This window comes from Pedobacter sp. SG908, assembly GCF_011759615.1.
Classification (GTDB): Bacteria; Bacteroidota; Bacteroidia; order Sphingobacteriales; family Sphingobacteriaceae; genus Pedobacter; species Pedobacter riviphilus.
In genome coordinates, this window is record NZ_JAAOYY010000003.1 from 554,852 (window position 1) to 576,156 (window position 21,305).

General features: G+C 38.3%; 17 protein-coding genes and 1 tRNA gene. 12 read left to right on the top strand and 6 right to left on the bottom strand.

Annotation, left to right across the window (positions count from 1 at the left end; genetic code table 11):
- Positions 1–100: 100 nt before the first annotated feature.
- The 3 genes from FHT21_RS23040 to FHT21_RS23050 all read right to left on the bottom strand — a co-directional run bounded on the left by FHT21_RS23040 (position 101) and on the right by FHT21_RS23050 (position 7,281).
- Complete coding sequence (locus FHT21_RS23040; protein ID WP_167297055.1) at positions 101–3,019, bottom strand: triple tyrosine motif-containing protein; 2,919 nt, start codon at positions 3,017–3,019, stop codon at positions 101–103.
- Between the two features lie 616 nt (positions 3,020–3,635).
- Positions 3,636–4,295 (bottom strand): GDSL-type esterase/lipase family protein, encoded by a 660-nt coding sequence (locus FHT21_RS23045; RefSeq protein WP_167297056.1) that lies wholly within the window; start codon positions 4,293–4,295, stop codon positions 3,636–3,638.
- 904 nt (positions 4,296–5,199) lie between these two features.
- Entirely contained in the window at positions 5,200–7,281 is a 2,082-nt protein-coding gene (locus FHT21_RS23050; protein ID WP_167297057.1) for an FUSC family membrane protein, read from the bottom strand.
- A 287-nt stretch (positions 7,282–7,568) separates the two neighbouring features.
- On the opposite strand from FHT21_RS23050, the gene FHT21_RS23055 reads away from it, so the two are divergent.
- Positions 7,569–7,892: a hypothetical protein gene (locus tag FHT21_RS23055; RefSeq protein WP_167297058.1), complete on the top strand. Its 324-nt coding sequence runs from the start codon at positions 7,569–7,571 to the stop codon at positions 7,890–7,892.
- 234 nt (positions 7,893–8,126) lie between these two features.
- Complete coding sequence (locus FHT21_RS23060) at positions 8,127–8,552, top strand: hypothetical protein (protein WP_167297059.1); 426 nt, start codon at positions 8,127–8,129, stop codon at positions 8,550–8,552.
- A 631-nt stretch (positions 8,553–9,183) separates the two neighbouring features.
- Here FHT21_RS23060 and FHT21_RS23065 read toward each other — a convergent pair.
- Positions 9,184–9,630 carry a hypothetical protein gene (locus FHT21_RS23065; protein WP_167297060.1) on the bottom strand — a complete coding sequence of 149 codons (447 nt, stop codon included), beginning with the start codon at positions 9,628–9,630 and terminating at the stop codon, positions 9,184–9,186.
- A gap of 820 nt (positions 9,631–10,450) precedes the next feature.
- On the opposite strand from FHT21_RS23065, the gene FHT21_RS23070 reads away from it, so the two are divergent.
- Positions 10,451–11,182: a DUF6261 family protein gene (locus FHT21_RS23070; protein ID WP_167297061.1), complete on the top strand. Its 732-nt coding sequence runs from the start codon at positions 10,451–10,453 to the stop codon at positions 11,180–11,182.
- Between the two features lie 237 nt (positions 11,183–11,419).
- On the opposite strand, the gene FHT21_RS23075 is transcribed toward FHT21_RS23070, so the two are convergent.
- Positions 11,420–11,492, bottom strand: a tRNA-Lys gene (locus tag FHT21_RS23075).
- 139 nt (positions 11,493–11,631) lie between these two features.
- On the opposite strand from FHT21_RS23075, the gene FHT21_RS23080 reads away from it, so the two are divergent.
- The 7 genes from FHT21_RS23080 to FHT21_RS23115 all read left to right on the top strand — a co-directional run bounded on the left by FHT21_RS23080 (position 11,632) and on the right by FHT21_RS23115 (position 18,203).
- Complete coding sequence (locus FHT21_RS23080; protein ID WP_167297062.1) at positions 11,632–12,075, top strand: DUF3805 domain-containing protein; 444 nt, start codon at positions 11,632–11,634, stop codon at positions 12,073–12,075.
- Between the two features lie 60 nt (positions 12,076–12,135).
- Complete coding sequence (locus FHT21_RS23085) at positions 12,136–12,906, top strand: Zn-ribbon-containing protein (protein WP_167297063.1); 771 nt, start codon at positions 12,136–12,138, stop codon at positions 12,904–12,906.
- A gap of 863 nt (positions 12,907–13,769) precedes the next feature.
- Complete coding sequence (locus FHT21_RS23095) at positions 13,770–14,243, top strand: SMI1/KNR4 family protein (RefSeq protein ID WP_167297065.1); 474 nt, start codon at positions 13,770–13,772, stop codon at positions 14,241–14,243.
- Between the two features lie 99 nt (positions 14,244–14,342).
- Positions 14,343–15,086, top strand: a complete 744-nt coding sequence (locus FHT21_RS23100; RefSeq protein WP_167297066.1) for a hypothetical protein — start codon at positions 14,343–14,345, stop codon at positions 15,084–15,086.
- A gap of 145 nt (positions 15,087–15,231) precedes the next feature.
- Positions 15,232–15,780: a DUF2199 domain-containing protein gene (locus FHT21_RS23105; RefSeq protein ID WP_167297067.1), complete on the top strand. Its 549-nt coding sequence runs from the start codon at positions 15,232–15,234 to the stop codon at positions 15,778–15,780.
- A gap of 71 nt (positions 15,781–15,851) precedes the next feature.
- Positions 15,852–16,895: an SMI1/KNR4 family protein gene (locus tag FHT21_RS23110; RefSeq protein ID WP_167297068.1), complete on the top strand. Its 1,044-nt coding sequence runs from the start codon at positions 15,852–15,854 to the stop codon at positions 16,893–16,895.
- A gap of 228 nt (positions 16,896–17,123) precedes the next feature.
- On the top strand, positions 17,124–18,203 hold the full coding sequence (locus tag FHT21_RS23115; protein WP_167297069.1) for an FISUMP domain-containing protein: 1,080 nt from the start codon (positions 17,124–17,126) through the stop codon (positions 18,201–18,203).
- 423 nt (positions 18,204–18,626) lie between these two features.
- Here FHT21_RS23115 and FHT21_RS23120 read toward each other — a convergent pair whose 3' ends face one another.
- Positions 18,627–19,205 carry a dihydrofolate reductase family protein gene (locus FHT21_RS23120; protein WP_167297070.1) on the bottom strand — a complete coding sequence of 193 codons (579 nt, stop codon included), beginning with the start codon at positions 19,203–19,205 and terminating at the stop codon, positions 18,627–18,629.
- A gap of 555 nt (positions 19,206–19,760) precedes the next feature.
- On the opposite strand from FHT21_RS23120, the gene FHT21_RS23125 reads away from it, so the two are divergent.
- Both FHT21_RS23125 and FHT21_RS23130 read left to right on the top strand, forming a co-directional pair.
- A complete protein-coding gene (locus FHT21_RS23125; protein ID WP_167297071.1) occupies positions 19,761–20,456 on the top strand; it encodes a hypothetical protein in 696 nt (231 codons plus the stop codon).
- Between the two features lie 80 nt (positions 20,457–20,536).
- Positions 20,537–21,196: a hypothetical protein gene (locus FHT21_RS23130; RefSeq protein WP_167297072.1), complete on the top strand. Its 660-nt coding sequence runs from the start codon at positions 20,537–20,539 to the stop codon at positions 21,194–21,196.
- Positions 21,197–21,305: the final 109 nt, after the last annotated feature.

The following is a 21,305-nucleotide window of genomic DNA, read 5'->3' on the forward strand; positions in this document are numbered from 1 at the left end:
ATAGGCCTACATAAGCCCTACAAGAGAAGTATAAAAAACTGTTTTACAGGTATTTAAATTTTTTAACAAAAATAACAGCTTTTGTAACAAAAACGGATGTTTAAGACGTTTTCTGTCGTGCTATTTCGATCAGGAATTCGTACAAATTGGTTTCTGGCTTAAGCTGAAGTTTCTTTCTAAGGCGATAACGTCCCACTTCTATAGCCTTAATGGTCACATTCATCAGCTGGGCCATTTCTTTTGAAGAAAGATTCATCGACAGGTAAGCACAGAATTTCAGATCGTTCTGGCTTAGGTCTGGATAAAGATCTTTTAGCCTGGCAAAGAACTCGGTATTTACATGGTTAAAATGCACACTCATGTGATCCAGTTCCTGGTCTTTCTTCTCTACATCTTTAATCAGCCTGATCAGGTGCCTGAAACTTGGCGAGCTTTCGTTAAGATCGTGGTTTTTAATTACCGCCGATATAACCTCTTTAATTTTTGCCAAAACTTTACCACGCTGAACCAGATGCATGGTCATGGTAGAAAGTTCTTTGTTTTTATAATTTACATCAGCTTCAAGCTTTTCGTTCTGCAGCCTTACAATTTCTTTTTCGTTCCGATCCAGTTCCAGCTGGTGCAGGTAACTCATGCGTTCCTGTTCTTTAATGTGCTTCTTTTTTTGCCACCTGATAATTAACCTCAGGGCCATTACAATCAAAACAAGGTAAACCATACGCATCCAAATGGTATTGTACCAGGCAGGCAAAACCACGAATGTATAACTCACTACTTCCGATTCGTTACTGATACCGGTACTGGCCTTTACATTAAAGGTATATTTTCCGGCAGGTAAGTTGGTATAGTCTTTTTCACTTTTAGTATTCCACGCCGACCATTCGTTATCAAAACCAATAAGCTGGTAGCTGAATTTAATATTTTTATCGTGCTCAAAAAGTGTAGAGGCATATTCGAAATGGATAGAATTTAAGCTGTATACATATTCAGGTATTTCATTCAGATCCTGGCGGGCCACAATACTCCCTTTGTTTACAAAATAGCCTCCAAAAACCACACTGTCTTTATTACCCATTAATTTAACCGTGCCTAACACTACATCTGGCCGGGTTATATTCTGAATGTATTTCTGGTAATTGATATGGTAAGCACCTTTGTTGGCCCCTATAAATATGTTTTTGCTATCGGGCGTATATATCGATTCGAAACCACCAACCACTTTGCCGTTTAGCTCGGGCAGGTATAAAATACTGAAAGCATTTTTGCCTTGAGGCCTGTGGAAATCGATTACCCCTACCTTTTTATTGGTAACAAACCAGATATTGCCATCGTTATCTTCTTTAAGGTACTGGATGGGAACACCATTGAGTGCAGCCCCCAACAATTTAAAACGGGTAAACTTTTTACTGGCCATACTATATTCAAAAATTCCGCTTATAGTGGCAATTACCACCCTGTTTTTAAGACGGAACACGTAATTATAGAGCTTGGTAGGCAAGCCATCCCGATCAGAGCATAAGGTAGTACGCAGGATACTTTTATGATCGGGCTTTAGTTCTATCTTGTATACACCATGGTAAGGATGCGAAGCCCATATCAGATCAGGATTATTGTTATCGGCCACAATAAAGCGCAGCGTTTCGTTAATTCCGACAATTTTGCCGCCGTTAGTAAAGCGGCTTCCATCGTAATTTATTTCTTGTAGTCCGGCGTAAGTACCCGCAATTACCTCTTTACTCGGGTAAACATTATCCATGCTTTGGTACATCCAGGTACCAATTGAGCTGTACAGCGGGGTGGCAGCATCATCCTTCACCAGCAGGGTCCCGTCCTCGTGTGCCATTAGCAACTGGTTGTTAATTTCGTCAAGCCCCCATACCTGCCCCTTGGTGTTCTTTACCTCTTCAAAACTGGCTGTCGAATAGCTTAAATCGGGCATAGCCGTATTAATTTTAGTGCGGTACAAACCATAAGAGGTACCAATGTAGATCGATCCGCCATATTTACGAAAAGCGTAACTGGTAATCTGCTTATTTCGATCGGGATAAATACTTTTAACAGCACTGTTTATGGCCACATAGGCAATTCCATCATCAAGGGCCAGCCACATGTTCTTATCCTTATCAAGCAGTATGCCCCTTACATTATTGTTTTGTAAGCCCTCTTTATAGTTGTATTTCTGTACCAGGTTACCCTGCTTGTTCATAATGTACACCCCGCCGGAAGTGGTGGCTACACCATATAAATCCGGACTGATTTGAGTGGTAAAATAAACCCTTTCGTTTAAAAAAACCTGATCCAAACTGGTTTTTAAAGGTTTTAGCTCGTGGTTAACGATGAGAAAGAAGCCTTTTTTTAACATCGAAACCAATAAGGTATCGCCACCATAAGGCAACACCGCTGTAATGCCCGAGCGGTTTAAAACGCTGTCTACGCAAAAAGGCTTCCATATTTCGTGGTCGTAAATCATCAGGCCCGAATCAGATGATTGTGAAAAAACTTTCCCCTTTGCCGCGCCCATAAACAGCCAGGTAGTATTGGTTTTATAACTTTTAATTACCCCGTCTTTATAATGCAGAATGGCATGTATCGACCTAAAAAACACTTCATCGCGCACAATTGAAACGCCCCATATATCGGCTAGTTTCCGCATGTTTTCGGGCAGCAGGTTTAGTAGCGATGTGTATTTTAAAACACCTTGCGCATTCGGGTAGAAATACCCAAACTCATCTTGCCCGCCCACGTAAATGCGGTTTTTAGAGTCGATCCCCACCGAACGTACCGAGGTAAGATTAGGCAACCTGAACAGGTTCCAATAGCGGCCGTTAAAAGTAAGCAGCCCCTCATTATTGCCAAAATAGAGGATACCATTTTTATCCTGCTCTACATCCCAGTTCTGAATACCGCCATTATACTGCTCGTTATTGTAATTTACCACTTGTGGAATCCCCAGTAGCACCTGGGCCTGGGCACAATAAACAGTCAGGAAGAATAATATAGCCAGTAGAAGTCTCTTCATGTAGGTTAGGGGACGGTTAAAACGCAATAATAAATATATAATTTTAATTCCGGTTAGCCGCACTTACAATTTCAGTGGCTTGCGCACGTTTCTAACGCGTGCATAAATAGCTTAACGATTGCATCGTTTATGCAGACCATTTTTTACCACCTAAGACATTTAAGAACACTCAAGTTTTCAGCTTTAGTCTTTCTGCCTCAATCACCAGACCTCCGACTCCGGGCTTCCGACTCAAAACCACTTCAATAAATCTGCTTTAGTCTTTGGTCTTTTAGCTTTTGTCTTCTTATGAAGCGCAAAACCTGTGGTTAATTGGCTGGGTTCAGTCCCGCTTTCACTGCAAGTCCTCGCTTTGCTCCGGGCTTTTCGTTCAATCGGGGCTAGATAACTTCATACCTGCAAGAAAAATATACTAGTCGGGATTTTCAATAAGGCTTGCGCGCGTTTCTAACGCGTGCATCAAATAGCCTAACGATTGCATCGTTACGCTACTCCAATGAATTTTAGTCCCGATATCCCGCAATAGATTTCTCCGCTACGGTCGAAATGACGAATTTTAGCTTTGGGATTTAACTTTAGTCTGCTGACCTCTGACACCGAACTTTGGACTAAAAATCTATTTCAATAAATGAGGTTCAACAGCTTTGCGCCAGATGGCATAACCAGCAGCATTCATGTGCAGCATATCATCTACAAAAAGTTCTGGCCTAAGTTGTCCATCTTTAGTTAGCATCAACGGATATATATTAACGAATTTCGTATTCGCTTCTCCGGCAAGGAACTTTTTAATTAACGCGTTAGATGCTATCGCTTTCTCCTTAAATTTATCCCTGCTCGGGCTTGGTTTAATCGAAATATAAACAATAGGTACCGTTGGCAGCTTTACCCTAATGGCCTGGAATAAGTGGATGGTCCGTTTTAAAACAGTATCAGGTGTAACCGTTTCGTTTGGCAAATCGTTCTCCCCCACATACAATACAATCTGTTTAGGTTGGTAAGGAAAAACAACATCGTTTAAATAATAGGTAATATCGTTAATTACAGCACCGCCAATACCTCGGTTTAAAGCATTGTATTTGGCGAAAACCTGTGTACAGTTGTCCCATTTGCGGATAGATGAGCTTCCTACAAACAACACCGGATTTACAGGCGGTTTATACATTTGATCGTACTTTTTAATCACCTGCACATCATCCCAAAAATTAGGTTTCTTTTGGGCAAAAGCAGTTATGGTTAAGAGAGAGAGGCAAAGCAGAACAAAGGATGATTTTTTCATATAAGAATGTTTAAAACGGACCCAATATAACAATATACTACTGGCGGTCAGTAAATCAAACAAATTTATTACCGCTGGTTTACGTTGTGATTGACATGTAGGAATCTGTTATCCTGAGGGATAATTTATTTGTATAAAAATCAATATGATTAACAGATAAATTTTATCAGGTAGTATCCCTCGAGAGATCGTCATTCCCAACTTGATTGGGAATCTTAAAACGTTTGCATTAAGATTCCCGCATGCGCGAGAATGACGATTTTTCTATAGGAATCTGTCATCCTAAGCGTAGCCGAGGGATTCTTTATGTATAAATTACAGTTTAAAAGTTAACGCCCGCAGGGTCTTCGACTCCGCTCTCCGTAGGTGTCCTTTGGACAGACTGACAAAAAATTAAATTTATCGTCGAAAACCAGCACCGAACTTTGTAGATAAACCTGATTGAAATGGAAAGCCCGCAATCCCGATTCTTCATCGGGAGAGGACTTGGAATGGAAAGCAGGACTACCATCTGCCAAGACCTACTGCCCTTTCATTTTCAAAAAACCAACTCAAAGCAATCTATTGACAACTGATTAGATTCGCGAATCTGCTATCATTGGCGTTATTTATAATCATTTATTAACTCTTGACTTGTGAATTATGCATTTCCACTTAGTAAGGCCCATGGCACTATATCTCCGTTCTACTTAAATCCGGCCTAACAAATTTTTCGGATTCCACTGACCGAGCCTTAAAACTGGCTTTAAAAGAAAAATTTTCAGCCGGCATTTTTTGTTTCTTTTTGATGCCAAAAAGAAAGAGCCCTTCGGCGGCGGTGAGCCGAGGCAAGACTGTGCTGTGTGGCATCACTCAGATTGATTTTTATTAAACAAATTATTCTTTAGACTAACAAACAATAAATTCACCCCCTGAAACCAGCACTAAACCTGCTAAAATCCAACGATAAAACCGCAATATGTGCCAGTTTCTGTTTGGTAGAATGGTCATCATGATTTACATCTACCACCTCAACATCAGGCACATCATCATTTTCTAGCACATCCTCATTACTCAGGTTACTTACAATCTGCTTAACCAACAACGGATCGGCCTGCTCTGGTTTATGGTTAACAGAAAGGTATATAGAAGTTATAATCGCATTAATCTGGTAAATGGTAGACTGTACCCCATACAAACCATTAAAATCGATGTGTTTCCGCATCGGCTCCTGGCTGGCCGACTCAATGGCTTCGCTTAGTGCAGATAAACTCAGGTTGGCATTTTTTCTGGCCATGCGCGAAACATTCTCGCCCAGGTTTTCCTTCCTTTCTATCGCCACCTGCAAATAGTGCAAACTATCTTTTGTGGCTTTGCTTATTTTCTCTTTCAACTGGCGACTGTCCCAAATTGGGAAAAGATAAGTGGCAAAAATGGCAATCACACAGCCCAGCACCGTAAATATAATCCTATCGTGTACAATATGATCGAAATGGCCCTGGTAACTGCCCAGTGTTAAAATTACCGCGGGGGTAATAAACAATACACTTACCGTATAATTTAAACGGTTAAAGGCATAAAAACCCAACAGAAAAATCACTGAAAAAGAAAGCAGCACCGCCGGACTCTTCACAAAATAGATCATAATCAATCCGATTACAACCCCACCTAAACTTCCTTTTAAACGCTGTAGATTCCGTTTCCAGGTAATCGAAAACTTCGGCCGCGCCACAATTACCAGGGTAAGAAAAAGCCAGTAACTGTATTTGCTGGGTTCCAGCTGCCAGATGAGCAAAAAACCAAACAGAAAACAGATGGCCAACCGCAGCGAAAACCTGAAGATGGGTGATTTTAGGGTGAGGTGCTCCCTGATCGAAAAGCGATCGCCGGTAATAAATAAAGGATATGAAATAGATCCGCTCAGTTCTTGTAGATGTTTCTCTGGCGTACGTTCGTTGCCCCTTATCATTTCGATAATGCGCACAATATCGTTCATGTTCGAAACCACCTTCAGCACAATTCTCCGTTGGGTTTCGTTTAAACGCTCCATTTCCTGCAACAGCATTACACGTTTCTGGTAGTATTCTATATTGGTAGCCACCTCTCCTTTATAAGCCTTTGCCGAGCGAACGTGCCTGCCCAGTTGCTCCAGCTCTTTGGCCAGCAACTCAATTAAGGAAGCAATCAGTTTTAAACTCGGGCCGGTAGCCAAAGTTTTTCTTACCAAGCCGTAATCGTAATGTACGGCATTCAACTGCTCATATAAATCGATGAGTAACCTTGCCCGCTCCAATAACAACTGGCCTTTGGGGTTATCAGGATTCATGGCATACTTATCAGTAAGCAACAGATTACGGATCAGCTCGTGTTTCTGGTTTACCTTAATATGCAGTTTTATGGCTTCCTTTTGTTGCAGATCGAGCGGAACATCCACATCATAATTCTTCGCTTTGGCATTCAAGAACATTGCGCTGCTCATCAAACACTCAAAAATGGCATGGTGCAACGAGCGGTAAGGCCGCAGCAAAATCTGGATTAAACTGATTACATAATACCAAACCCCACCAAGCAAGATATAACTGCTAAAATAAAGCGGCCGCACCGGGTGAAGCCCCATTACGAAGGTACATACAATTAAGGCCATGGTACCGATTAGCGAGAGTTTCTGCCCGTATACGGCAAACATCGAAAAGCTGAAAGCAGCGATAACCACCACAACCGCGGTGAGATAAATATGATCTAAAACCGACGAAACCACCAGTGTGGTAGCGAAAAACACGATAATACTCCACAGCGCAGTTTTCAATTTATTCAGGCGGTTATCGGGTAAGTCGGTCAGGCTGATCAATAAAGCCCCAACCCCTATTCCTTTTGCAGCTTCAGGATTGCCCAGGTAAAAGAATAAAATGATAGGCAATACCACGGTAACGGTGGTGCGCAGGGCATCAGAAAAGTACTCGCCTAGAAAGAAATAGGTAATGGTAGAGCCAATGCTGTTTTTGCCCATGAATAGGTGTATGAATGCTGATAATTGATAAACGCCGCAAAGATAACAGTTTTATAATGCATGCATAGCAAATAGCGATACAAAACCAGATACCGATTTGTTCTTTGGGTTTTAGAGGAGTAATTGCGTGTTTGTAACTTAATCTTATGTGTTACTCCGTAGTGACGCTGCGCTGAACACTACGAAGACGATGGGTCATTGGATTAATCAATATTATGATCTATCTTGTAGCGATAATTTAAACCAATTAACGCAAACAATTAATAACGTCATTTATAAATAAATACATGAGATCATACTGTTTAACATACGATGCTAAAGACAGCAAAAAATATCAAAATGACTCTGATTTTTACAGGAGAATAATTACTGAAACTTTAATTGAGGCTGGATGCAGTGATTTTTTTATGCCAGTAGCCACTACGATTATCTTTAGCTACGAATCTCATAATATTAGCACATTAAATAGTTTAATAGAAAGTGAATTGTCTAAGCATATGTATTATCACTTGTCTCTTATTGCTATAACCACAAATGGCGATAATTATGTCAAAGGAAATCCAGATAAAAATTTGAGTAAAAATTTCGATGAGTTCGTAAAAAGTCTATAATCTTTTATCCTAATGTCCTAAGTACTCACGCATCTCATCAATTAATGATTTATAATTTGGAGGAAGAATAGAATCGTCCTCTTTTAGCTCTTTATCAGCGTATCTTTCGTTTTTTTTATATAGCCACCAAAAAATGTAATTTATATATCTAATACTTATAAATAGTTCTTTTCTAGAAAAATAGATCAAGACTATTTTTTTGTAAACTCTAAAATATAATATCTCATAAAAAATATGACAGATGAAGAACGCCGAGAATTGGGTATCATGACCGAAACAGAATTGGATGATATGAATAAACGATTGGAGAGAACGGAGGAGTCAGGGATATCTGATACGCAAAAGTATTTTGATAGAATCCATGATAAATTATTCTCCTTAAATAGTTTACTAATTGGAGGTTATTTTGCTTTAATTGCAATCAGAAAAGATGTTCCTAATTGGAGTATTATAGTACCTCTTATCAATTCAGGTTTTCTACTTTTGATTGATTATAGAATGATGGTCAGAGCAAGAATACAAGCTTCAATTACCACGGCAGATGAGAAACAAAGAGAGAAGTATGGAACTATTATAAATAATACCAATTTATTCTCACTGTTATCAATCTACTCAAGCATAGCTGTAGTAGTAATATTTGTTTACTATATTCTATCTTAAAAACTAAAGCCCCTCGTTTTCACGAGGGGCAGTCATAAATTAATTGAGAATCATTACTTAAACTAGTTTAGCCTAGCGCAATGTGCACATCTAGGTTTACCACCAGTTCCTGATCTTAAATTCTCTTTTTCAATGTTATTACCTTCTGTACATTTACTGTTGTCATGGTAAACATTTTGTTTAATCGAATGAAATGCAGCTACTTTTGCCATAATGATTTATTTAATAAATGAGCTGTAAAAAACTCAATTAAATACCATTATTTTTTACGGTTAACCGTAGCACTAAAAAATAATTATAGACTTGACATTTTATGTTCATGAACTATATTTGTTATTATGGCAATTTTTGGTGTAAACTGATATATCATTGCCTAATTTTTTATCTCTAAGCATGGTTTTAGCTTTTTAGTCAATAATTACAACCCTTCTAGCGCAAGTCTTAGTGCGTCTGTGTGAGCATTGGGCTGACTTGTGCTTTGTTTAAAATTTAGGTGCCCAAATTTTTCAAAAAGATTGCTTCACTCCATCTCACCACCCATACCCTTCAGTTCGCAATGACGATTAGCCGACGAAGAACTATAAAACAGACTTACATGCACTGGGCTGTCTTTCAACTGCCCAGTAGGTTTTTAATCCCTATACCCATCTCTAAAACTATAATGCGTTTGCGCATTACAGATTACATAATCTATAATTTCGATGTTTAGCTTAGCGCAGGTATTAAAACAGGTGCTTACAAAAAGTTCATCAAGTGGGTTAACCTTAATGCTTTTCACATCGCAATAGTTTAACACCAGTACGCCATAAGCATTGCAGGCAAGGGCCAAGCCAGCCAGTTGCTGTATACAGTTAATGGGTTTTGCCTGTTGCTTTAGTTTATGCCAGCAAAAAACCTCGTGGTTGTGGTTTACAAACAGCACATACCAATCGCAGGCTTTGCCAGATGATGGTTTGCCGCGGAGCTGTTTTAAAAATTGAATTGAATTTTTAGCCAGGTTTACATTTACTGGCTTTTTCAGTGTGCTATAACTAAACTCCAGTTTAGCTAAGGCAATTTGATTTTTCTGTGTTCGCATTTTTTTGAAAAATTAAATTAAAGCCCAGGTCACCGCGAACACAGTCGGCAAGCCGAAGAGTTCCCGGACTTTCACCGGTATGCCTGGGATATTGTTAAGAAAATTATTCGTTGAATTGCTCCAACTGTGTTCGCGGTATAAATATAGCAAAAATTTATAATTAAGCTGCTTAAAAAATGAATTTTGGATGCAAAATATTCTGCTAAAAAAGATTGCTTCAATTCTGCGCCTCCCCCAACGCTTCAGTTCGCAATGACGGTATCCGAATGAGTTAAAGCACCCAGGCTTCCGTTATCCGACTCCGGACTTCCGACTCCAGACTAAGGACTCCAGACTAAGGACTCCAGACTAAGGACTTTCTCAAAAATCCCCTTGCTTGTAACTAACCTTTTCGTTATCTTAGTCGTATCCCTTTTTAACCAAGCAGGTTTTTTCTATCTGCACGGTTATTAAAAAAATCATCCCTACATTTTATTAACGGGTTTTATACCCATAAAATTAACAGGTTATGAAAATAACAGGAATGATTAGGGAACCTCCGCGTTCTGCAAAAAGCTGCAACCACAGCACAAAAACATTTAAAAATTATCTCTTTTGGCTAAAAGGGGCAAATTACATTGAAACCTTGCTGCAGTGTGCAGCGACAGATTAAAGTTACTTTGAAACCGTCCTGCAGCGTGCAGCCACCAATCAAAGTTACTTTGAAACCTTCCTGCAATGTGCAGCAACAAATCAAAGTTACTTTGAAACCCTCCTGCAGTGTGCAGCAACAAATCAAAGTAAAAACATAAAAAAACATCAACCATTAAATTAAAAACCTATGATTAACTCAATCGTATTACAACCGCTCAGAAACAGCGAGTATATCCAGTTCTTAACCGATACTTTAAACATTGTATCGAAAAATAATCCGCAGGCACTTAATGTTAGTGCACAGTATGATGCCTTGCGTACCGCAACCGATAATGTAGAGAAGCTGTTCAAAATTAGCCAGGCCAGTTTGGTAACCGCCGAGATAGAGGCTTTAGATAAACGGCGCGATGATGCCATAAACGGTATTAGCCTGCAGGTACAAAGTTTAGCCTACAGTGCCGATCCGGTAATAAACCAGCATGGCAAAACGTTAAATGCCCATTTAGTGCTATTTGGCACCAGCATAGCGAGAGAGAACTACCAGAGCGAAACCACCATATTGCGCAATATTGTTAACGATTGGAAAAACAAACCCGAACTGCAAGCGGCCGTAACGGCTTTAAACCTGGGTAACTGGTTAAGCGAGTTAGAAACGGCCAATAACGAATTTAACCTGGCTTATATTAAACGTAACGAAGAACTGGCCGCCGCCCCTACCGAAAAGCTGCGCGAGTTACGCAACATTGCCAACAACTTATATTATAAACTGCGCACAAGGATTAACTCTAACCTCGATATTAACGATGGTGCAGAACCCTGGGCCGCTACCGTAAACCTGCTTAACCAGCACATTGGCACCTATGCCTTGCTGCAAAACCGCCGCGCAACCACAACAGGAGTAGAACCATTGGCAGGTTAATTTTTTTAACCACCTAATGCACACTGGTAAATGGGATATACCCTTTACAGTGTGCATTTTTTTGTGATCATTTAAGTACGAAAGCATGGCCAGCAGCATAATTTTAACAATCATCAAAACAATTGCCTTTTAAAAAGACTACCAATGCCCCTGCTGAGATAAAACATTAAAGAAAATAAAACAAACCGTTAGCGCTTATGCCGAAAGGTGTGGGCGTTTTTGTTTTATTGAGGCTAGTGACCCCTCAGGGGCTCGAACCCTGGACCCACAGATTAAGAATCTGTTGCTCTACCAACTGAGCTAAGGAGTCTGATAGATTAAATATAGGATTTGATAGGAATATTAGAAAGATTAACCAAAGTTATTTATACCAATGAGATCGTATGGAAGCTAAGTTATGTTGCGTCTTTTACTTAATTTGGCTTTTAAAAAATAGGATAAACAACACTATGAATAATTATATTTCTAGGGATGGCTGGTTTAGCTTCAGATTAGCTGATGGCTGGGCAGAATACGATGATGAGGATGATTCTACGTATGCCTTCTGGAATGAGGCAGAGGAATCTTGGACAGGTAATTTTAGGATTACAGCCTTCCAATGGCCAAATGTAACTGGCTCCAATGTGGATAAAGCTAGTGAATATATTACTACTGAGGTTTTGGAAAATACAGGTGCACAGAAAATTATTTTAGGCGAATACAACTGTGCACATTATAAGAAAGAATCTCAACAAGAGGAAGATCACCAGGTAGTCTATTATTGGGTTGCCGGAGCACAGAATGATATATTTATCTGCACATTCGCAATTGATAAGGAACAGGAAACATTGCCGATTAATAAAAGGGAACTAACATCGGTTCAAAATATGATCGCTAGTATCAAAATCATTTAGAACGATTTATTGACTTTATCTACCAATGTGGAAACTTATTAGCATCAAGACAAAGAAAACATGTACACTCAAGAAATATCAATTGATATAAAGACAAAAAAATTGGATAAAGATGAACTCATTGATGAGTTCAATGTATTGATGTCATTTTATCGCGCGAATGGGCAGACACAAGGAAAAATAGAATCTCAGTATATTAAAAACGACAAAATCGTTTGTTTACCTTTCACTCTTGAGAAAAATTCTCTTAACAAGAAATTTAATAACTTCTATGTAAATAGACAGACAAAAAAAATTGAAGATCTCTGTAATTCTGAACTGAGGTATAAAACTATCGGCAAGTCGTATGACAGCTATAAATCTGCTTGCAAATGTAAAAGGCCTAGCTTTTATATTCTTGTTACAAATTATATCACAATTGAATCTCCATTGACTTGTGCAACCTGTAACAAATCAGTACCGCTTTATAGATTACCAATTTATTACGATCATGGCTATATGCCGATTTTAAGTTGGGAAACAAATTATATTTCTTGCGACAGTTTGCAAATGAATTGTGAAGTTGGAGAACGTTGGGCTTTAAATCAGATGCAAGAAATTAACTCCCAACTATCCAAACAAGGACTCGAAATTTGCAGAAAAATTGAAGAACTGACTTCAATCCCAACTTTTTATTATTTACATCATTACAAAAAATATAAAGGAGATCAGCTAACTAGGCCCTGCCCAGGTTGTAGTAAGAAATGGAATCTAAAAACACAACTAAACAATCGGTATGATTTTAAATGTGACGAGTGTAAAATAATATCAACAATATCGCCAAACGTTTAACAAGAATAACCTGCACGCATTCTTCCCAATCTAGCGCAAATCTTAGCATCCTAACCTAAACAACTGTCTGAATGGCTTTCAAATAAATTAACACATTAATCTCACTAAAAATCTTAACGAGTGGGTTCGTTAAATGCACATTAGTATACGCCATTGCCCTTAACTTAAATAAAATTCTCTTCATTTACTCAATCACGAAATTGATAAAATAACAGTTGCTATATTTAAGCATTGGTAGCAACAGCGACAAAACTTAACATGGACCAAGAGACAGCAAGTTATATTATAAACTACTTCAGTAACTTAATGACTGACAATGAAAAGTTAGCACTGAAACACCATATGCATACCTATAAAACTTCTGATGATCCTAAGATGAGAAGAATTTTGACTAATAGGGGTTGGATTAGAACGGAACCCGAAATACTTAACTTTCTAAAAGACGGCTATGATGAATTTGAGGTGAACATCGCCAGACGAATAATGACGGAAAATTCTGAAAAGGTATTTCTTAACAATTGCTCAAAGTGTAATAAACTTGCAAGGACACCTTATGCCAGGCAATGCCGACATTGTGGCCATAACTGGCACTAAATAACGGTTATTCAGCAGACATGAACAAATTCAAACAACTTTTCAAAGATCACAAACGCGAAGTAAAGAAACTAGGCATTACCTTTAATGCTCCCTGTAGCGATGAAGACCTTGTAGACCTGGAGCTAAAGCTTAGTTATCCCCTTCCGCCAGACCTTATTGAATTCTATACATTTTGCAACCATTGCTAGCGCAGGTGTGCCGCGTGCGAAGAACAAAAGAAAATAGGCTATAGAAATTAAAATTATATTAGTTATTTACATATACACATGCATCCAAAAATAACAGACATTATAGCCAGAATAAAGGCTGAGAAGGAAGACCTTGGGATTACGCTTTATGCGCCGGCTTCCTCAACAGAAATATCGGATTTTGAGAACATTATGGGCGTTAAATTACCAGAAGACATTACGGAATTTTATCGCTTTTGCAATGGTTTCGAATCAGAGGAAGATATGTTTAGGATCATTCCTTTAGAAGAAATTATTGACAATATAGCACAGCCAGATACTTATGCCGTAGAACAAAATGATTTCCATTTTGCAGAATATTTAATCTACTGTGATATGTGGACAATTAATATAAACCCGGTTAACAGAAATGATTACCACATTTATAACAAGGTGGAAAATGTAATCACCTTAACAAATTCATTCCCTGAATTTTTAGAGGCATTTTTAACCGGCGGTGTGTTTGACGGGCTGTACACCTGGAGAGAAAATATAAAACGATTGACTAAATAAAATTGATTTTATTCGGTTTACTTTAGTATATCGAATCCCAAAACTCTATCTTTAGAACAACTCCAGCTATTCTACCCAAATGTTTCGATGTTAACTCCAATGAAACGCTATCTAAATATTCTGGCTTCACTTTTAATTGTTGCGGCCTGTACTAATAAACACCCCACTAAACTGAGTACAGCTCAAAACAATCCAAGTAAAAACTGTGATTGCACAAAGGATACACTGTTAGCCCAAATTATTTCTTGTGAACCAATTTCTTTAGATAATGGGGCAAAACTATACTGGAATTATAACTGCGACTCTTCGTGGATAACCTTTGAGAATAGAAATCGAGAGAAAAAAACAATCTTTACATTAGGTGATGGATTAATACAATTAACTAATCGGCTTGGCCATACAAGTTTTCAAGAATTTAGAACTACATTCCTATATACAAACAGGGTCATTTCTGGTTGCTGTGATCCAGACGATTACTATTTATACAGCAAAGCTTCAGGTAAACTAATAAAAAAAATTGGAACAGCTATCTACGTTTCAGACAATAGTCAAATACCTTTTGTGATTTCTGTTACCAACAGAAGTCATATTCCAAAATTCGATTTTAATTCTCTAACACTCTATAATGTCGACACTCAAAAATCGTTCAGGATTAAAATCAAAAAAGGAGAAATCGAAAAGGGAATGAAAAATAACAATTACATGTTCCCAGAATACATTTTTGACAATCCTACTATTGACGGGCAAATCCTTACTATTAAATATTTTACAGAAAAGTATATTAAGGGGGTGAACCTAAAGTATAAAACGATCAAAATTGACTTAAAACAATACAACCACTAGCGACTCCTTCTTTCTAGCACAAGTCTTAGCGCGCCTGACTTAAGCAAAGCCGGACTTGTGCTTTCATTAAAGCAATAAAATGCCGGACTTTTTATTTTATGCTTAAATCTTTACCTTGTGGCTACTCAATTAACAAATACCCATTTTGAAATTATTCTCGTTTTTCAACAAGCCAAAAAACAAACATACCTATACCTGTTCTTGCTGTGGTCAGGTATATCATGAATTGCCTTTATGTTTTGGTTCCGATTATCCCGATTATTATTTCTCTGTTCCACCAAATGAAATCGCAGAACGAATCGAAATTAACGAAAGTTGGTGTGTTGTCGATAAACAACATTTCTTTCACCGCGGTCGTATAACAATTCCAATAATTGACCATAGTGAAAATTTAATTTTCAATGTATGGGCATCTATAAGCCCCGAAAACTTCAATAGAAGAATGGAACTATGGGAGGTTCCTGACAGAGTTAGCCAGGAACCATACTTTGGATGGCTACAAACGATTGTTCCAACTTATGGTGATACATTAAATATAAAGACTGTCGCTATAGAACAGCAAGTTGGCTTAATCCCTGAAATTAAATTAATTGAAGAAGGACACCTTTTGACATTTGATCAGGAAAATGGCATTACCTATAAGAAAGCGGTAGAGATTGTTGACCAAATAATGAGCGCGCAACACCATGCATAATAACACAAAATTGAATGTATGCTACAGTCTCGTAATCTCGTGCATCCGAATCTAAGATTTGATAAAACCACATGATAAACTATACAATCAATAAATATCACATTAACATTTTCGATGATGAGGCATATACAGAGGGGTCGGTTGATCATGTTAACCGTTATGATTTTGTTTATTTTGAAAAATCTAAATATCGGTCTACATCAATTTATGGAATAAAAATTTTTCAAGATAACGTATTAATCAAAAGTGCGGTTATAGGCGCTATCGGTGGTGGAACATCAATTCACGAAACCTCAACAATAATGGAAGATGACAGACTATTAATCTGTTGTTCTGACACCATCTTCTGTTTATCAATTCCTGATTTGGCCTTATTGTGGCGTACGCAAGCTGACCTAGCCACTTGCTTTGAAATTTATAAATACCAGGACGACTATATTATTCATGGTGAGCTGGAAATATCACGACTTGACAGGGACGGTAAAATACTTTGGCAACAAGGTGGTGCTGATATCTTTGTAACCCTTACGGATGAACAGTCTTTTGAACTCACTGAGCATTTTATTATGGCCAAAGACTTTGAGAACAGGGCTTATAAATTTGATTATGAGGGGAACGATTTGAGTACAAAACCTAGCATCGATACAAGCAGGAATAAGTTCAAACATTTTTTTGAAAGTAAGAAAGATGAAGTGAACGAACTAGGCATTACCTTTAATGCTCCATGTAGCGATGAAGACCTTGCAGACCTGGAGTTAAAGCTTAGTTATCCCCTTCCGCCAGACCTTATTGAATTCTATACATTTTGTAATGGATTTAACACCGATGATTGGTTATTCAGGGTAATTCCAGTACATGAGGCAATTGATTATAAAAGTGAATTAGCAAACAATATTTTCCATTTTGCCGAATATATGATCAATAGCGACCAATGGTTAATCCAGCTCAAGGAAGGAGGTCAATATGAAGTTATAAACGACGATCATGGATCTCGGGAAATGACGGCTCAGACGACTTCAATTCTAAAATTTCTGGAAATATATCTCACAGAAGGTCTTTTTAGTAAATCAGACAACAACAGCTTTTGGGATAGGTTAAATAAAAACCGTAATTAATCTATGATGTGAATATAAGGCAGTTGAAATCATCAAATAGATTGCTTCACCCCACCTCATAACCCCTGACCTTCCGTTCGCAATGACGTACCGTTTTGCCTTATAAATCCAAACTTCGAACCTCTGTCTCCTAACTTCTCACTACCCTCATAAATATACCCATTAAGGGGTATTGTTTATTTCATATATGATTGGGAGATTTGGCAATAACAAACAAACAATTAAAGTATGAAAATAAACAAACTCCTACTAATGGCACCAGTGCTTGTGCTATTGGCAACGGCATCTACTGTGATGGCGCAGGTAAAAAAATCGCCAGCCAAAGCGGCGGTTCCGGTTAAAACCAAATACGGCGCTTTAGCTATAGACCGATCTAATGGTTTTTATTATGGTTTTTCATTCGATCAGCCAAACCTGGCAGAAGCCGAGAAAAGAGCGGTTGACGAATGCAATAAACGTGGCGGATCTTGTAGCATTGTACTCACCTATTCGGGCACAGGTTGTGCAGCCTACCGCACCATAAATGGCAATGTAGGCACCGCATTTGGCTGGGGCATAGCAAAAACCAAAGAAGAAGCCGATGCAATAGCTACCAAAGAGTGTTTAAAAAGAAGCGGCGGCATACAACCTACCAACTTTGTTTGGAGCTGTAATGCAGCACAAGCGGCGCAGTTAAAAGAAATATACAACGCCTCACCTGAAATTACAGGTCCGGTAAAAATTGGCAACCAGGTGTGGACAAGTACCAATTTAAATGTAAGTACCTATAGAAACGGCGAGCAGATTTATTACGCAGCTAACCAAAAAGAATGGGAAAAAGTAAGCAGAGAAAAGATTCCGGCTTATTGTTACCTTAATTTCGATAGCAGTAATGAAAAGAAATACGGAAAGCTTTATAACTTTTATGCAGTTACAGATCGTCGTGGATTAGCGCCAGCTGGTTGGCATGTACCTAGCAGCAATGAATTTTTAATACTTATTGCGGCTTTAGGTGGTGAAAAAGTAGCCGGTAAAAAAATGCGTGGAACTACCGGTTGGGACATCAAAGATTCGTACAAATTTGCGCATGGCAATGGCGATAACTCATCAGGTCTCAATTTATTGACGAATGGCAGTGCAGGTGGTGATGAATATGGCGGTGGCCAATCATTCAAATATGGCGTATGGTTAAGCTATTGGTGGTCGAGCACGACCAAATCAAGCGGCGACAGCTTTGCCTATTACCTTGACTTTAACAAATACAGCGAACCGCGTGTAACCGACTATAGTAAAACCACAGGCGCCGCGGTAAGGTTAGTGAAAGATTAATTTGCCCATATCAAATAATGCTCATATTTCGGAACCTAAAGGTTAGAAATCACTTAATCAACCGGGAATAATCAAGATTTCCGGTTGATTTTGTTTAAGGGGAAATAGCTATCAAGATTTAGCTTCTCATTTTATCTGTTCTCGAGGTACAACCCATGGTTAAATAGCCCTGATGGGAGTGCAACGGACAGCAGGACCGAAGCCTGCCCAAGGATCACTGCCCTTGCGCTCCAAAAAACCTTTCAATTCCAAACTCATCACTTCTTGTCCTTTTTTTAGACATGTAGACTTCAGACTAATCTACAAAATAGATTGCTTCGCGCTACCTCGTCACCCTGGCCTTCGGTTCGCAATAACGATTTGCGTTAATATAAACCCGGACTTCAGACATCCGACCCTATACTTCCGACTCCAAACTCAGAACTACCCCTCTCCCAATTTTCCAACATACCTATAAGTGTTCAGCTGTACCCCTGTTGGTGTAGTTTTCGTGCTTACAAAAGCCAGTTCGCGTGCATCGGCAGTGTCCGAAAAGAAACGTTTGCCCGTGCCCAGCAATACCGGGTATACCATTAGTACAACCTCGTCAACTAGTCCCTGCTCCAATAACACAGCAACCACAGTCGAACTACCATATACAATCAGGTCAGGGCCTTCTGTTGATTTGAGATCGCGAATACGCGTTACAATGTCTGTACCTAAATCTTCAACCGCCCCCCATTCGAGGCTGTTGGGCCTATGGGTAGCGACGTATTTTTTGCCATTATTTAAACTGTTTGCCATCGGATTATCGCCTGCTTTTGGCCAATACTGGGCCCAGCTATCGTAGGTTTTGCGGCCCAACAGCAGATCGATGTGAGTACCCTGAGCTTCCAGTACTGCGGCTAAACCTTCTGCACTCCGGTAAGGTGTTGTCCATCCGCCATGTGCAAAATCCTCGCTGTTTTCGTGCTGCATCACGCCATCAAGTGAGATGTGCTCCATTATTTTGATCTTTCTCATGTTATTTTCTATTGATTTGATGATGATAAAGTTACAACGGAAGAGCCACACGCATGAGGGGCAATCGTGACAATATAAAGGTGTTTTTATGACCATTGCATTGGACGTAAGATGATTACCGGAGTATCTTCCATATTATATCTTCCATTTTACCGCTTACACGATCATTATTTGGGTGTTATAACCAATATGGTTAATGGTTTAACTGGAAATGGTAAAGGATTTGGAAACGAATGGTGCTGTACTTTTCGGGCAACGCAGCCCCGCCATTCGCTACAATCTTTTTGTTACTGTTATCCTGAACCTATCGAATGGGCAACAAAAAGGATTTTCGCTGATGTCGGGTTTAGTTAGGAGGGTTTGTAGCTTTTGGCAAGGTTGAATAGTGATTGCCTTAAATTTCCTATATGTAATTGTTAAACTAATTACCTAAAAAACCTACTAAATTTCTATCTTGTGATAACTAAATTAACCATCATGCTTTCTTTTCACACGAACTCTTATAAACGACACACATCTTATTTCATTTTATTCATGGTGTTTTTTAGTGGTTGCATGCAAGCACAAACAACCATTTCTGATCAAAAACTAACAGGTGATATAAAAAAAGATCTTGTTAGGCTATTGCCAATAGGAACGGTTAAAGCAGACATTATAGATGGCGTACAACAAAACCCAAGACAAATGGAGTTGACAAAAAAGCTTCAATCTTCAATAGCACAAAATTATGAATGGTTTGTAGACTATATGAAAGCCGTACCTCAGGGCGAAAAAATACCTTATCATGTTAAGTTGGGTTTAACAAAACAAGAATATATGGAACTTATGGGTTTTATGGACAATATAGAAATGGTTTCTACTGGCACAGAAAACATCTCTATTCAAATCAAAAATGATGTAATTTATTTTAAATCTCAGAACAAGCTTTCAAAGCTAGATTCGCTGACTATTGACCTTAAAAGTAATATGGTATCATTTGGGAAGATAAAAATTCCTTTTGCCGATAAGCTAAATATAACATCTGATAAAAATGCACTAAAAAGCAAGTGGATGGGCTATAGCTGGGTTTTAGAAGAACCAAAGGATTTAGATGCCAATGCAATGAAAGATTTAAATAGTTTAAAAATGAGACAATATAAATTCACAATAGGTAAACTCGAAAAGACTGGAAAAACTTATATGAGTCTAAAGGGTAGGGAAATTGAAAATGGGGCAAAAACAATTGATTTCGAATTACCAATCCAATTTTAATTAACCAGTGACCAAAAAAGCTTAAAAAATAGTAGGTATCATTATCTATCCTGCATGTGATCTATTGACAAATGAAAATAATGCTACGCATTTCGATATTATTCCTCTTCTTTAATTGTAAATACATCGACAAGAAGTCTGAAGTCAAATGGAAAACAATTGAAGTTGGCGACTACCTTTTTGACTTTCCTCAGAACTTTAGATTAATTAAAGAGCAAGGGATTGACTCTTATGTTGGGAGAATTAAAGGAAATGATATAACCTTTGAATTTGATTTTGGGTTTTACTCAAATGACTTTGAACAAACCGTTGATGAATATTTAAAAGATGGAGATTGGCGAGGTCTCATTGCATTTCAATTTATGAAAGATGGCGTAAATTATGATGACAGAAATATGCCAAATGTCGAAATTATCAATATCCGACCCGCAACGGCGAAAGATAATTCAAAAAATAAAAAATATGATTTTGTTGCCGAATGTGTATACGAAAACAGCAAATTTGAATACCCGATATCGATTCCAGATGATATCAAAAACCAAAATTTTAGCGTTGATACCATCCAAAATGTATATAGAAAGATAGTATTCTCCAGAGACACGAAAAATGGAATTACTGGAATTTACCTAGCAAAAACAGATGGTAATGTAGCACTATCAATGTTTACCAGTAACCTGACGACAGCGCAACAAAAAACCGTATTAAAAATTTTCAAAACAGGCAGATTAAAAATTCAATAGCAGTAGAGCCCAATCAATCCTCATAAATCTATCTTTGAAAATTACTTAAATCGACAGACATTAGTTAATCTTTCGTAAGCCCCAGTAAATCGTGAAATCATCGCTAACG

What these genes read in the sequence shown, in the direction of transcription:
- FHT21_RS23040 (WP_167297055.1), bottom strand. Translation starts at nt 3,019, where the DNA reads ATGAAGAGACTTCTACTGGCTATATTATTCTTCCTGACTGTTTATTGT.
- FHT21_RS23045 (WP_167297056.1), bottom strand. Translation starts at nt 4,295, where the DNA reads ATGAAAAAATCATCCTTTGTTCTGCTTTGCCTCTCTCTCTTAACCATA.
- FHT21_RS23050 (WP_167297057.1), bottom strand. Translation starts at nt 7,281, where the DNA reads ATGGGCAAAAACAGCATTGGCTCTACCATTACCTATTTCTTTCTAGGC.
- FHT21_RS23055 (WP_167297058.1), top strand. Translation starts at nt 7,569, where the DNA reads ATGAGATCATACTGTTTAACATACGATGCTAAAGACAGCAAAAAATAT.
- FHT21_RS23060 (WP_167297059.1), top strand. Translation starts at nt 8,127, where the DNA reads ATGACAGATGAAGAACGCCGAGAATTGGGTATCATGACCGAAACAGAA.
- FHT21_RS23065 (WP_167297060.1), bottom strand. Translation starts at nt 9,630, where the DNA reads ATGCGAACACAGAAAAATCAAATTGCCTTAGCTAAACTGGAGTTTAGT.
- FHT21_RS23070 (WP_167297061.1), top strand. Translation starts at nt 10,451, where the DNA reads ATGATTAACTCAATCGTATTACAACCGCTCAGAAACAGCGAGTATATC.
- FHT21_RS23080 (WP_167297062.1), top strand. Translation starts at nt 11,632, where the DNA reads ATGAATAATTATATTTCTAGGGATGGCTGGTTTAGCTTCAGATTAGCT.
- FHT21_RS23085 (WP_167297063.1), top strand. Translation starts at nt 12,136, where the DNA reads ATGTACACTCAAGAAATATCAATTGATATAAAGACAAAAAAATTGGAT.
- FHT21_RS23095 (WP_167297065.1), top strand. Translation starts at nt 13,770, where the DNA reads ATGCATCCAAAAATAACAGACATTATAGCCAGAATAAAGGCTGAGAAG.
- FHT21_RS23100 (WP_167297066.1), top strand. Translation starts at nt 14,343, where the DNA reads ATGAAACGCTATCTAAATATTCTGGCTTCACTTTTAATTGTTGCGGCC.
- FHT21_RS23110 (WP_167297068.1), top strand. Translation starts at nt 15,852, where the DNA reads ATGATAAACTATACAATCAATAAATATCACATTAACATTTTCGATGAT.
- FHT21_RS23115 (WP_167297069.1), top strand. Translation starts at nt 17,124, where the DNA reads ATGAAAATAAACAAACTCCTACTAATGGCACCAGTGCTTGTGCTATTG.
- FHT21_RS23120 (WP_167297070.1), bottom strand. Translation starts at nt 19,205, where the DNA reads ATGAGAAAGATCAAAATAATGGAGCACATCTCACTTGATGGCGTGATG.
- FHT21_RS23125 (WP_167297071.1), top strand. Translation starts at nt 19,761, where the DNA reads ATGCAAGCACAAACAACCATTTCTGATCAAAAACTAACAGGTGATATA.
- FHT21_RS23130 (WP_167297072.1), top strand. Translation starts at nt 20,537, where the DNA reads ATGCTACGCATTTCGATATTATTCCTCTTCTTTAATTGTAAATACATC.